Raw genomic sequence first — 13,213 nt, 5'->3', positions numbered from 1 at the left:
GGCTATAAGTAAAAAAATATATTTCATTGAGTGATTAAACTTTGTTTATATTTTTTAAATATTAGTAAGCGAAATCTTTGAATTGAATGACATAAAATACGAAAATATTTTAGACATAAAGCACCTTAAATTTGAAAAGGTAAAGTCAATGTAATTATGGGGCCTAGTGGCGCTGGGAAATCAATATTGTTGAAGATGTGAAATAAGATGACCTCACCAACATCAGGTAGCATTATTTGCAATGAACGCGATCTAGATTTAGTTCCTTCTTTAGATTTAAGAAGAGAAGTGGGTATGATATCCAAATCACCAATTATTTTAGGAGAAACAATAGAGTATAACTAAAAATTGTATTTCAATTTCTATCTAGAACAGTACCAACTAAAGAAGAAATGACTAAAATATTATCAGATGTTAAATTAGATAAAAACTTGAAGATGAAGCTAAAAGTCTTTCGGGTGGAGAAAAACAAAGATTTTTGCTCCCAAGAGTTTTATTAGTTAGTACGAAAGTTTTTCTTTTGGACGAACCTTCATCTATGCTAGATGAAGACACTGAAGATTTAATTTTAAATTTATTGTCAATATTTACTAAAGAAACTAAAAAAACTATAATAATGGTAATTCACACTCCTGAAGTTGCTACTAAATATGTCCAAACATTAACGCATATATATGAAGGTAAAATTAAGGAGTTAGATCATGAATAGTATCCATAATGTAAGTTACATAAGATTGCTTTTTGTATATCTTTATCTTGCGGCTGTTATTGCTATTGTTTTAATGATTGTATTAAAATGAACTAATGATATTTTAATTGCGACTATAAGAATTAGCGTTCAACTATTTATCATGGGATATGCTCTTGGCTATATTATTGATAATCAAAATCCATTTATTACAATCGCTTTTTTATTAGTTATGAAATTTTTTTGCAATTTTAGACATTTTAAAAATAAAATGTCTAAAAAAACTTAAATTAATTACAGATATTGCCATGATGTCATGTAGCCTCGCTGTAATATTCTATTTTGTATTTGTTGTCGTTGGTATCCCAGTTTGATATAACCCTCAGTATGTAATTCCATTGGCGGGTATGCTGGTCGGTAATTCAATGAACGGTATTTCTCTTGGAATTAAAGTATTGGTTGAACAAATGAACGAAAAAAGAGAAGAAATTGAAGTAAAATTAATGCTCGGAGCAACTCCTAAAGCTGCTTTTAAAGCAATACTGTTAAAAACTTTTTGATTCAGCAATTATACCAACAATCAACTCCATGCTAGGAATGCGAATAATCTTCTTACCTGGTATGGCGACTGGTCAAATTCTTTTGGGTGCTAATCCTTCAAACACAATTATGTATCAAATAGCAATTATGCTGGAAATATTAGCTTCAGTATCGATTTGCGTCATGATTACATTAAAATTCGGTTATCGCACATATTTCAATAAATTTATTCAAGAAAAAAGTGGCAAATAAAAAAAGCGTTGCCGCTTTTTAAATTTCTGATAATGTTTTGATCATGTTGGTTTTATAAACTTCAACACCAGGTTGATTAAATGGATTTACGCCTAATAAATAAGCTGACATTGTTAAAGCAATCATAAAGAATTGGAATAAATAACCCAGCGTAAACTCATCAGTTTTATCATATTCAATAATAATATTTGGTATTTTTGCAGTCTGATGGTGAGCGCCCAATGTTGCTTCAAAGATTGCTCAATTTACTTTGTGCACTTCTTTGCCATCTAGATATGAGATTTTATCTAAGTTTTCTGAATCCTTTGAAATTTTGAAGTTTGTATTTGGATTTTTTAAAAACAGAGAAGTTTCAAATAAAACTTTATTGCCATCTTGTATAAATTGACCAATTGAGTGCAAATCTGTTGAAAATTGCGAACTCGCAGGGAACAGTCCTCTACCGTTTTTGCCTTCGCTTTCAGCAAATAGTTGTTTTCATCACTCTTGAAAGTATTGTAATTTTGGTTCATAACTAACAAGCAACTCTAATGAATAGTTTTTAGATAAATAATGTCTTGTAACAGCGTATTTGTAAGCATCGTTTTTAACAATTTCTTCACTAGAATTATTTTTTAGAGCCTGTTGAGCGCCTAATAGTAAAGATTCTGTGTTTAGTCCCGCACAGATGAATGGGAATAATCCGACAGGACTCAAAACACTAAAACGACCACCAACATCATCGGGGATAATTAATTTATCATAACCTTTTGATGTTGCTAAATCATAAAGAATACCCTTTGATTTATCGGTGGTAGCAACAATTAAATCTTTTGCTTTGATTGAACCAACTTTAAGTTCCAATAATTTTCTAAATTCTCTGAAAGCTATTGATGTTTCAAGAGTTTTACCACTTTTTGAGATTACATTAATAGCAAAACGTCTATTTTCAACATACTGTAATTGTGAAACTAAACTTTCGGCGCTTACACAGTTGCCAGTAAAAAGAAGTTCCATTTTAGGTTTTTTATTTGAATAAGGCCCATAAATAAATTCATATCCTGCTTTAGCGCCTAAATACGAACCACCAATTCCAATAACTACTACAACCTCAATATTTGAATTAATTCAACGTTTAGCTATGTTTTGCATTTTTTCATATTCTTCATCTTTGAGTTTCTTGGGCAAGTCAATTCAGCCTAATCAATCTTTTTCAATAACTGTTTTAGTTTTAATTGCATTGTGAATTTTAGATACTCTTTCTTGGTATTCATTAAATTCTTTTGAATCGATAGCTTTCGATACATTCAATTCTATAGTTTTCATATATACTCCTTTTAAACCACAAACGGGTTAGATTTATTTAAATATGATTCATAAATTTGTGATCAGTAAATGAAACAAACATATGCTCCTAAGACACCTTCTGAATTATTATTAAGTATTATCTGACATAAAGGGATATTAGCGATGTGCGACAATGTTGTCAAAACTCCATCTGTTATTAATTTATTCGCGTCACTTAACCTATTTTGTTTAAATGCTGGAATTCCGTCACTCTCATTCAGTTCGGGCGTAATTCTGAAATCGGTTTTTTCTTGGTAAAAAGTAATATAGGAAGCGAAAAATCTATGATTCATACCAATCGTGTACGGTGCGTATGTATAAATATCTTCAGGAAAGCACATGGTATTTGTAAGATTGTTGTGTTTTTGTATATTTTCGTTACTCAATCTAGCTTGAATTAATAAGATTTTATTGAGGCCTTGGTTACCGCCGATTAAAATATTCTGCTTTTTTTCATGTTTAAGAACACTGTTTATATACCCATATTGGAAGGCTAAATTATTTTTTATGTCTTCACTGGTAAAATCGATTGAGGCGGATGTATAACCATCTAATACATTATTAATATTTATGCCATTCATATGCATTAAAAGTAAGTTTATCTCACTAAAAAAAGAAAATCTTTCGTCTAAAATATTTGGACTTATAAGTCTATTTTCTTCAATAGTTTCAATGAAATTTAACTGGTCTTCAAGGTATTGTTTTCCAATTATAAAACAGCGTTCAAGTGTCCTATAATAACCGTTTTTTAATTGTATATAATTTAAAAATACTTTGATGAATTCTACGAATGAATCAGTAAAAATATTGAGTTTGGTAAAAATGAAACTTGTTTTTTCAAAGCAGTAAGTTCTTTTAAAATATTCATATTTGTCGAATCAATTAGTATAGTTTTCATCGCAATTTATAATTTCATATTTGATTTTATTATCACCTAGAAGGTCATAAAAATAAACGAAATCCATTGCAGCGTTGATATTATCCCGCGTTCTGGAATCGGTAAATATGATTATATTTTTGGTATTTTGTTTGATTATTCTTTCAGCAAAATTAGTAATTTCATTTAAATTGAATTGACCAAAGTTTAAAGCTAGTTCATGAAAACCAAAATTTTCGAAGCCGACTATAGTCTTTAATTTAATCCCTCGGATAATTCCTGTTGCTTTTTCAATAAGGCTTTCATTATTGAAATCGGGGTGGTAATTGAAAGCTTTTAGTGTTAATTTAGACATTGTTAACTCCGGTTATTTTGCATATCTCAAACATTAACTTCAGCATCAATAGATTTTTTTAAGTTTTTAAAACCGTGTTTTGTTTCCTTTAATTCTTCAACAAATGGTGAGCGAGCAAAATAACTGTGGTTTGCCTTAAAATTTCCAATTCCAGTTTTGTTTTCGTTGTCTATTTCCTCTACGATAAAGTTAACTTTATCTCTTATTTTAAACTCATTGAACAAGTTTTTCCAAGCTCAATCAGTTACATTTTTTTTAGGAATTTCGAATACATATTTTTTGTTTGTGAAGACCGTCAATCCATCAATACAAATATGTATTATTTTCCCAAATAATATATCACCTTTTTTATTCATATTACAATTATAAATTAATATTTAAATTTACTGCAAAATAATAAAATAAACGCATATTTTTTTTAAAAAAAATCTGCCGTTATGATTTTTTTCGAATCGCTCTTAAATTCAATATAATTCGCATTATAACAAAGATTATTGATATTTATATATTTAGTATATAATTCTAATATCAATTATTATATGGGTTTTTGGTTGTAAAAATGCGAATTGCATACCCGTTGTAGTTGAATTAAAATTAGTAAAGGAAATATTATGAATCAAGCAAATAAAAAAATTATTGACTTAGAATACTATGTCAATTTAGATCAAGATGAACTAATTAATTCATTAAAAAAATATGTTGAAAAGGTAAAAACCATCAACGCAATAATAACTCATCAACAAGTTAGTCAAACTGACTACTTTCGTGTAAAACATAATTTTGATGACATAGATGATTTGTTACAAGATTTGGTAACAATTAAGGCATACATACATGTTAAGGAAACAATTAAAGTACATGAAGAATTAAATGTAGAGTTTAAACAACTTTTATCAAAACTATGTATCGACTATACCGCTAAGGATACCACTGATAATCAAGCGTTTTACAAACCTGAAAATTCTAGTGAAAATGTTTCTATAGCTTGAGAAACATCAAATGTATTGTTAGATGATAAATTTATTATTTTTGTACCAAAAAATGAATACAAATATGCGGTTATAACTTCAAATACAACAGCTCAAGATTTAGTCGTTGCACCTCAAAAAGAAAATTTTGAACCAGCGCAAGAACCCGAACTAGTTGTGGCAACTGAAAAAGTTGAAACCGAAAAAGTCGAACCGGCATCAGTCTCAGATCAACAAACATCTGAACCAATTAATGTTGAAGTTGTTGATGCAAGCAGCGAATACGAAAAAATGTCAAATGACGATGTAATAGTTGAGCATGAAAACCTAGAATCAAAAGTTGACATTTATGAAACAGAAGAATTACTAATTCCTTACGAGCAAGAAATTAAAGCAACTAAATACAATTTACCAGCGAAAAACAAATTTGCGACAACATTGTTAGTGATTGCAATAATTATTCTTTTAGCATTCGTTGTAGTAATTGGATTAAGATTATTCGAAATCATTACAAAGACAGCTTTATTTTAAATAATTGTCAAATTTTAATTCATTGATTTAAATAGTCAATGAATAAATTTTATGATATGAAATGAGGAAATAAATATGTTAAACAAAGACAAAAACATAACTACTCTAATTAACCATCTTAAAGCCTCTGGTTTTGTTTTTCAAGGAAGTGAAATTTATGGCGGATTAGCAAATACATGAGACTATGGTCCGTTGGGAGCTACATTAAAAGATAATATTGAAGTAGTATGAAAACAATATTTTGTTCAAAGCGAAAAAAATAATTATTTATTAGATTCAAAGATTTTGATGAATCCGCAGGTTTGAGTAACTTCGGGCCATGTTGTCAATTTTAATGATCCCTTAATTGAAAATAAAGTAAATGGTAAAAGATATAGAGCCGATAAATTAATTGAAGAATTTAATCCTAATATAGTTGCTGAAACATTGAGTTTCGACGAAATGAAAGAATTTTTAGTTAAAAACGTTACCAAATATGAAGGCGATAAATGCGAATGAAGCGACATCAGAAAATTTAATTTGATGTTCGAAACAAAACAAGGTGTTACAGAAGAAACAAAAAGCAAGATTTATCTTCGTCCCGAAACTACTCAAGGTATTATGGTTAATTTTAAGAATGTCCAACGTTCAATGAGAGCAAAAATGCCAATGGGAATTGGTCAAGTTGGTAAAAGTTTCAGAAATGAGGTTACACCAGGTAATTTCATTTTCCGTACTAGAGAATTTGAACAAATGGAATTAGAAGTTTTTTGTCACCCCTCACAAGCTGACGAGATTTTTGATTATTACATCAATAAATCGATTAAATTTATTAGAAAATTAGGATTAAGTGAGCAAAATACAAGATTAAGAGCTCATGACCCTAAAGAATTGTCACATTATTCATCAGCAACCAGCGATATTGAATATTTATTTCCATTTGGTTGAGGTGAGTTATTAGGTATTGCTAACCGTACAAATTATGACTTAACCGCCCACCAAAATGCTACTGGCGAAAGTTTGGAATATTTAGAACCAACCACTAATGAAAAATATATCCCCTACGTAATTGAACCATCTATGGGTCTAGATAGACTTATGTTTGCAATTTTAATTGAAGCATATGACGAAGAAGATTTGGAAAACGAAAAAAGAATTGTTATGCATTTTTCTAAAGAACTAGCTCCATACAAAGTTGCTGTTTTGCCGTTAGTTAAAAAATTGAATGATAAGGCAACTGAAATTTACGAACTGCTTCTAGAAAAAGGCATTAGTGTTGTTTACGATGAAACTGCTTCTATAGGTAAAAGATACCGTAGACAAGACGCAATTGGCACACCAAAATGTGTAACTATTGATTTCGATACTTTAGAAGATGAATCTGTTACTATTCGCGACAGAGACACCATGGAGCAAAAAAGAGTAAAAATTAGCGAATTAATTAATCACATTTAAATATGAATACAAATTTTAAGCAATTACAAGACGAAATATTATCACGCTACGACATTGTTGAGGTAATAAATAAATATATTGCTTTGTCTAAATCAGGTCAAAGTTTTGTTTGTTTATGCCCTTTCCATGATGATTCTAACCCTTCGATGCATGTTAGTGAAACTAAACAATTGTTTAAATGTTTTGTTTGTGGCATTGGCGGAAATTTGATTTCATTTTTGATGAAATTTAAAAAACTTACTTATCCCGATACCTTGAAACTGCTAGCCGATGAAGCAAGCATTAATTATGATTCACATATTTTTTATCAAAAACCCTCGAAATATTCACAATCTGATTTAGAAGTTTTAGATCTTTTAGATAAGGTCAATTCATTCTTTAAGCTGGAATTTACTAGACTTAAAAATACTACATTAAACAGTTTTTATAACTCAAGGGATTTATCAAACGATCTTTTAAGGAATTTTGATATTGGTTTTGCTTCTAAAGAAAACTTTTTGGAATTCTTTGCTGGCGAAATCAAACAAAATCCAACATTATTTGCTAAAGCAGGTTTAATTAATCCAGAATCATTGCAACCATCATTTAACAATCGCGTTACGTTTGGTATCAGAAATGATGATGGAAAAATTGTTGGATTTAGTGCCCGTACTTTAGACAAAGACGTTAAACCAAAATATATAAACAGTGTTGAGTCTCATTTATTTCAAAAATCTGAACTTCTTTACAATTTCTATAAAGCTAAAGATTTTCTTGAAACAAAAGAATTAATAATTACAGAAGGTTTCTTCGATGTAATCGCTCTACATAAAGCAGGCATTATTAATGCGGTTGCTTTGATGGGTACAGCTTTAACTCACAAGCACTTCAAATTATTGAATAATAAAACTATAATTATGTTTTTAGATGGGGATAATGCCGGACAACACGCAACCCTAAAATCATTATCTTATTTACTATCTAAAAATATTCACGCGAAAGTAGTTAAAAACAAAACCAGACTCGATCCTGATGAAATACTCAAAAAATATGGTTCCGAATATTTAAATAACCTTATCAATGATTCAGTAGATTCGTTAGATTATATTTATGAAAATGGTAAAAATCAATTTTTATTAATCGCCGGTGGTGATAATAGACTTAATAATATTCAAAATTTTGTATCTTATTTTTCGAAATATATTGAATATTCAGAGTCAAACGTAAGAGATTTCTATTCTGAAAAAATTTACAATGACTTTAAATATAAAATTATTTTCAAAGGTAATTTGCAGGAATCTAATGAATATTCAATACCTGATGATTCTTATTTAAATAATTCGCAAATAGATACAGCAACATTCATGAATATGTACCAAGTTCCTGATTATGTACCGGATTTGCCTGAGGACCCATATGATATTAATCTAATTCCTCACAATGGAATTTCATCACCTGTTAACATTGTTAAAAAACACAAATTACCCACATTAAGCTGGATTGATAGACTATTTTATTTAATTCTTGATTTCCCTGACCTAATTAAGTTTTATTTAGAAAAAAATAAAGAAGATCAGATGAATTTCAATGTTTTTGATGACTATAAAGAGCAAATACAAAACATTCTAGAAAATGGTGAATTAACTCAATCTAATAAAAAATGAATTGAAGAAATGATAACTAATAACGGAGAATTAAAATCTGAATTTGAAGCAGTAAAACAAGATTTCAAAAATTATCTCGGAGATAAAGAAAAGTTATCAATGAATTTTGAAATGATTTACGAAAACGCATTAAAAGAAAACGATGATAAATATATTGCGTTCGTACAAGACCCCAAAACCAGTAGGCTTATTGCCTCAAACCCAGCAATGTTTGAGCAAATGACTCAAAACATGCTAAGAATAAATAGGAGGAAAAAATAATGGCGACAATGAACAAAGAACTGGAAGCAGTAATTAAATTAGTGCAAAAGCATGCCAAAAAACAAAATCGCGAAAAGTTATCTCAAGCTGATATTTTTGAATATTTAGACCAAATCAAAGTAGAGATACCTGACGAACAAATGGACGAAATGTTAGAAAATCTTCATGAAATGAATCTAATTTCAGATGAAGTTGATGAGGGAGATGATTTAGAAGTTGGAGAATCAGACATCACCGATGAAATGGAAGATATCACTGATGAAGAAGTGGAAGAAATAGTCAACGAAGAAGACACATTTAAAAAGCGTATACTTGTTGAAGAAGAAGATTTTGGACATGATAATGAGCTTGATGGAGCAATCGATATTGATGAATTTGATGATGAATACACTCAAGAATTCACTTACGATGACGATTATGAATACTCCGATGATTCTAGCTATGCTGAAGAGGAAGAAGAAGAGATAGTCGAAAAGAAAAATCGTAAAAATGCCAAAAAAGACGCCAGAAAAAAATCTAAAGACATAACTGACGACGATTTAGAAATCGAAACTTTCGAAGATGAAGAAATTGATTTATCTAAAGAGGAAGATAATATTTCTGCTCATGATTTGCGTAATAAACTAACCGAAACGAATGATATTGTTAAATGATACATGCGTTGAATCGGTAAATACGGGAAATTGTTGAACAAAGAGGAAGAGGAGGCTCTTGCTCGTGAAATGGAAAAAGGTGGATTTAAAGGCAAACGTGCACGCGATAAACTAATTAAGCGTAATTTACGTCTTGTTATTAATAATGCTAAAAAATACAAAAACCGTGGATTAAGCTTTATTGACCTTATTTCGGAAGGCAACTCCGGAATAGTTAAAGCAGTGCAAAAATACAATGTTTCGAAGGGGTTCAAGTTTTCAACATATGCAACTTGATGAATTCGTCAAGCTATTACACGTGCTGTTGCTGATCAGGCACGTACTATTCGGGTGCCGGTTCACATGGTTGAAACAATTAACAAAATAACCAAAATTGAACGTGAACTACACCAAGAAAACGGAACGGAACCAACCGATGAAGAAATAGCAGAAAAATTTGGTAATGGATATACAGCTGAAAAAGTTAGATATATTCGTAAAATAAACATTGATCCTATTTCATTGGATAAACAAATCGGAAAAGAAAATGATTCAGCATTTTCAGACTTCGTAAAAGATGAAAGTGTTGTTAGTCCTACTGATTTTGCTTCACAAGAAGAATTAGTCGATGTTTTAAATGAAATTTTAACAGATACCCTTGACCGCGACGAATACGTTTTAATTTGTAAACGATATGGTGTTGGGGCTGATGAAAATGGCGAAAAATATCAAATAACACCTCTTGAAGAATTAGCAAAAGAACGTGGTGTTTCTAAAGAACGTATTCGCCAAATTGAAAATAAAATTTTACGTAAACTAAAGAATTCAACTCGTAAAGGCAGACATTTGAAGGATTTCTTTAAATAATGCAATTAAAAAAAATTACTCAATATTTACTTAATAACTACCCATTGGAAGCAGCGGAAATTTGAGATCCATCAGGATTTAGCGTTAAGTTTAATTTAAGTGAAAAAATAACTGGCGTTGTTGTCGCAATTGATTTAACAACCGCAGTTTTAAATAAAGCTTTAGAAACTAATTCGAATTTAATTCTAGTTCACCACCCATTTAAATTTATGCCGACATGAAATGAAGAATTTTTGGCAGCGTCCTATAAAAAGTCAATGCTTGAAATTATAAAAAAACATCGTATAAATGTACTCGCCTTTCACACTAATTATGATAATAATGTGTTGGGTACATCACATCAAATAGGTTTTAGATTAGGTTTTAATGACCATATTGACTATCACGAAACATATCCATGTGTTCTTAATGCAGATTTATCTATTAATGAACTTACTAATAGATTAAAGAACAATTTGAAATTATTTAATTTCAGAACTAACGTGTCAGATTTAAACAAAAAATACAAAAAAATTGCTATTTTATCTGGTTCGGGCCCAGCTGTGCTAGCTCATGAATTAAATAATAAAGGAATAGATTTAATATTAGTTAGTGATATTAAATGAAATGAATGAATATTATATAAAGAACATAATATAGATATTTTGGAATTATCACACTTAGATGAACAAGTCTTTGTAAGCGATATAACACAACAATTACAACAAAAATTTACAACCATAAAAGTTACGCCAATTTATATTAGCGAACCTTACAAAAATATTTAGGAGAAAAGAATGGATTTCACAAATATATTTGAAATGCAAAAAACATTAGACGATGCAATTAGCTCTCGTGAAGATCTTGGAAATGTTCAACCAGAGGAATGAGAAGCTAAATGACTGTTAGCAGTTTTAGTTGAATTTGCAGAATTTGCTAATGAAGTTCAATGTTTTAAATATTGAAAAAAACATAAAAACGTAAATAAGGAAGCCGCTTTAGAAGAATTTGCAGACGTGTTACATTTTCTAGGATCGTATGCATATAAATTGAATGTAAATCCTATTATTCAACCTAAACTTGTTTCAAAATTTCCTACAGATCAAATCCTAGAAATATTTAAAATTGCTAGCGATGCTAAAGGTAAAGTAAACGCAGATATAATCAGTGAATTGTTAAGTTTATCACTTGGATGTGCGAAATTGCTTGACTATACCGACGAAGAAATTTTTAAATGATATGAAGTTAAAAACAAGAAAAATTTCGACCGTATCAAAAATCATTATTAAAATCATTCATTAGCCTTATTACTTAATTAAACATCAAGTGCTATACTAAAACACTTGATGTTTTTATATGTTTTACTGACACATACGATAATAACTTTATATAAACTAGATAAAAGCAGTAATCTTGATTTTGCAAAATTATGTCTAACTGAAATCTAAATTGTAATTTGGTATATAAAATAGAACAAGATTTTATAGACATTTTATTGTTTTAACATTTGTATATTAATGTTCAGATAAACAAATTCAAAGAATTTTTCCATTTCATCTATTTTAATTTGTTTCTTATTTTTGTTTCTATCAAGATAAGAAACAAATTCATTGAACGATTTGTCAAACACTTGATTTATATCATCTAAAAAATTAAAAATAGTTCTGTACTCTTTATTGATTTGGTCTAATTTATTTTTATCATGTATGATTTCGTCCAATTCTTTTTGTTGAATATGTTCAAAAACCATTTTTATTGTACTAAGAATGTTTTTAAAAGTTTTAGTAATCCATTCGGCAATTTTTTTGTTTATTTCAATTACTTCTTCTTGTTGATTTAGAGATGAGATTTTTTGAAAGTCGTCACTTAAGTCTTTTAATTTATCTTGTATTTCTTGGGAACCGATATTATTCAGTTGTTGCAAATCTCCAATTTTATGTAACGTTGTTTTAATTAAAATTTGTATAAATTGTTGCACACTATCAAGGTTAATTAAAGTTTCAAAATCCTTCATAATCTTGGATAAATACTTATTATCTTTCGCAAGGTTAGCAAAATCCTCTATTGCGTCTATAACAACCTGCTTTATCCCATTAAAAATTTTTTCGTTTTTTAATATTTTTTTATCTATTAATGCGATTTTAGCAAGAAATAAATTTGCCAATTGTTCTTCTTTTGAAAAAAGTGTTTCAAAATATTTTCCGTCCGCATTTAATCTTCTAACATCATCTTCGGTAAAATTGTCAATTAAAGATTCGACCGCTCCGTCCAATAATTGTTCAATACTTTTCCTAGTTTTTTTATCTACAATAGAATTATTTGCGAATTTCCCCCTTGGATTTGTGCTGCAAGACGCAGATAATAATGTTACACTAGGAGTAATAATGGATGCAACTCCTGAAATAATATATAACTTTGGTTTCATCTCATTCCTTTCACATAACATAATTATGATTTGTTTTTAATAACATTTTAATTATAACCAAACATATAATTCAGAATATACGTTAATTTTAGATTTTGTTATCATTAATTATTCCATCACGAATATTTAATATATACAGATTTTTTTGTTATTAATGGTTCAACATTATTTTGTAAGTTGTTATTGTATTTCTCTAAAATAGTCATTATGAAATTTTGTTTTAAATCATAATTTTTTGTAGTAATTTCGTATTTACTTAATTCAAATCCTAAAACAAAAAATTGTGTCATTTGTTCTGTCAAACAATGCAAGTTTTATAAGTATGTTTGGCTAATTATACAACAAATAACAATACTAAATATTTTAATTAATAGGAACCTAAGGTGACAGCAAAACTTTATCTCTTAAAATGCTGTTTTCTTTATTTTTACGTAT

At 29.1% G+C, this 13,213-nt stretch carries 15 protein-coding genes and 1 pseudogene; 11 read left to right on the top strand and 5 right to left on the bottom strand.

All coding sequences use genetic code 4. The annotated features are described in order from the left end of the window. Window positions 1-129: 129 nt before the first annotated feature. From NW238_RS02565 to NW238_RS02545, 5 genes and pseudogenes are all read left to right on the top strand, one after another. Window positions 130-345, top strand: coding sequence for an ATP-binding cassette domain-containing protein (locus tag NW238_RS02565; RefSeq protein ID WP_258451778.1), 216 nt, complete (start codon window positions 130-132; stop codon window positions 343-345). 100 nt (window positions 346-445) lie between these two features. Next, window positions 446-709 (top strand): annotated as a pseudogene (locus tag NW238_RS02560) (ATP-binding cassette domain-containing protein); the annotation flags it as partial. Continuing rightward, a complete protein-coding gene (locus NW238_RS02555; RefSeq protein WP_216505529.1) occupies window positions 702-977 on the top strand; it encodes an ABC transporter permease in 276 nt (91 codons plus the stop codon). The pseudogene NW238_RS02560 and the gene NW238_RS02555, both read left to right, overlap by 8 nt. 22 nt (window positions 978-999) lie before the next feature. Further along, window positions 1,000-1,341, top strand: coding sequence for an ABC transporter permease (locus NW238_RS02550; RefSeq protein ID WP_216505528.1), 342 nt, complete (start codon window positions 1,000-1,002; stop codon window positions 1,339-1,341). Further along, window positions 1,277-1,480, top strand: a complete 204-nt coding sequence (locus NW238_RS02545; protein WP_216505527.1) for an ABC transporter permease — start codon at window positions 1,277-1,279, stop codon at window positions 1,478-1,480. Before NW238_RS02550 ends, NW238_RS02545 begins: the two co-directional genes overlap by 65 nt. Window positions 1,481-1,498: 18 nt before the next feature. Here NW238_RS02545 and NW238_RS02540 read toward each other — a convergent pair whose 3' ends face one another. The 3 genes from NW238_RS02540 to NW238_RS02530 are packed head-to-tail and all read right to left on the bottom strand — an operon-like array spanning window position 1,499 to window position 4,394. Continuing rightward, window positions 1,499-2,785 carry a glucose-6-phosphate isomerase gene (locus NW238_RS02540; protein ID WP_216505526.1) on the bottom strand — a complete coding sequence of 429 codons (1,287 nt, stop codon included), beginning with the start codon at window positions 2,783-2,785 and terminating at the stop codon, window positions 1,499-1,501. An 11-nt stretch (window positions 2,786-2,796) separates the two neighbouring features. After that, on the bottom strand, window positions 2,797-4,038 hold the full coding sequence (locus NW238_RS02535; RefSeq protein ID WP_216505525.1) for a glucose-6-phosphate isomerase: 1,242 nt from the start codon (window positions 4,036-4,038) through the stop codon (window positions 2,797-2,799). A gap of 2 nt (window positions 4,039-4,040) precedes the next feature. Then, the gene (locus tag NW238_RS02530; protein ID WP_216505524.1) at window positions 4,041-4,394 is read right to left on the bottom strand and encodes a S1 domain-containing protein; all 354 of its coding nucleotides are present in this window, start codon (window positions 4,392-4,394) and stop codon (window positions 4,041-4,043) included. A 255-nt stretch (window positions 4,395-4,649) separates the two neighbouring features. Here NW238_RS02530 and NW238_RS02525 point away from each other — a divergent pair, with 255 nt between their 5' ends. The 6 genes from NW238_RS02525 to NW238_RS02500 all read left to right on the top strand — a co-directional run bounded on the left by NW238_RS02525 (window position 4,650) and on the right by NW238_RS02500 (window position 11,642). After that, window positions 4,650-5,537: a hypothetical protein gene (locus tag NW238_RS02525; RefSeq protein ID WP_258451766.1), complete on the top strand. Its 888-nt coding sequence runs from the start codon at window positions 4,650-4,652 to the stop codon at window positions 5,535-5,537. A gap of 75 nt (window positions 5,538-5,612) precedes the next feature. Beyond that, window positions 5,613-6,971, top strand: a complete 1,359-nt coding sequence (locus tag NW238_RS02520; RefSeq protein ID WP_216505522.1) for a glycine--tRNA ligase — start codon at window positions 5,613-5,615, stop codon at window positions 6,969-6,971. Between the two features lie 2 nt (window positions 6,972-6,973). Further along, the gene (gene dnaG, locus NW238_RS02515) at window positions 6,974-8,875 is read left to right on the top strand and encodes a DNA primase (RefSeq protein ID WP_216505521.1); all 1,902 of its coding nucleotides are present in this window, start codon (window positions 6,974-6,976) and stop codon (window positions 8,873-8,875) included. Further along, a complete protein-coding gene (locus NW238_RS02510) occupies window positions 8,875-10,374 on the top strand; it encodes an RNA polymerase sigma factor (RefSeq protein ID WP_373422571.1) in 1,500 nt (499 codons plus the stop codon). Before dnaG ends, NW238_RS02510 begins: the two co-directional genes overlap by 1 nt. Then, window positions 10,374-11,141 carry a Nif3-like dinuclear metal center hexameric protein gene (locus tag NW238_RS02505; protein ID WP_258451765.1) on the top strand — a complete coding sequence of 256 codons (768 nt, stop codon included), beginning with the start codon at window positions 10,374-10,376 and terminating at the stop codon, window positions 11,139-11,141. The genes NW238_RS02510 and NW238_RS02505 overlap by 1 nt, the downstream gene beginning before the upstream one ends. A 9-nt stretch (window positions 11,142-11,150) precedes the next feature. After that, on the top strand, window positions 11,151-11,642 hold the full coding sequence (locus NW238_RS02500) for a dUTP diphosphatase (protein ID WP_216505519.1): 492 nt from the start codon (window positions 11,151-11,153) through the stop codon (window positions 11,640-11,642). Between the two features lie 203 nt (window positions 11,643-11,845). Here NW238_RS02500 and NW238_RS02495 read toward each other — a convergent pair whose 3' ends face one another. After that, window positions 11,846-12,778: a hypothetical protein gene (locus NW238_RS02495; RefSeq protein WP_216567820.1), complete on the bottom strand. Its 933-nt coding sequence runs from the start codon at window positions 12,776-12,778 to the stop codon at window positions 11,846-11,848. Between the two features lie 104 nt (window positions 12,779-12,882). Then, window positions 12,883-13,068, bottom strand: coding sequence for a hypothetical protein (locus NW238_RS02490; RefSeq protein ID WP_258451764.1), 186 nt, complete (start codon window positions 13,066-13,068; stop codon window positions 12,883-12,885). Window positions 13,069-13,213: the final 145 nt, after the last annotated feature.

The sequence above is a fragment of the Mycoplasma zalophidermidis genome (assembly GCF_024742155.1).
Classification (GTDB): Bacteria; Bacillota_I; Bacilli_A; order Mycoplasmatales; family Metamycoplasmataceae; genus Mycoplasmopsis; species Mycoplasmopsis zalophidermidis.
Note: the sequence above shows the minus strand (reverse complement) of the source record. Positions and strands in the feature narration are given on the sequence as shown.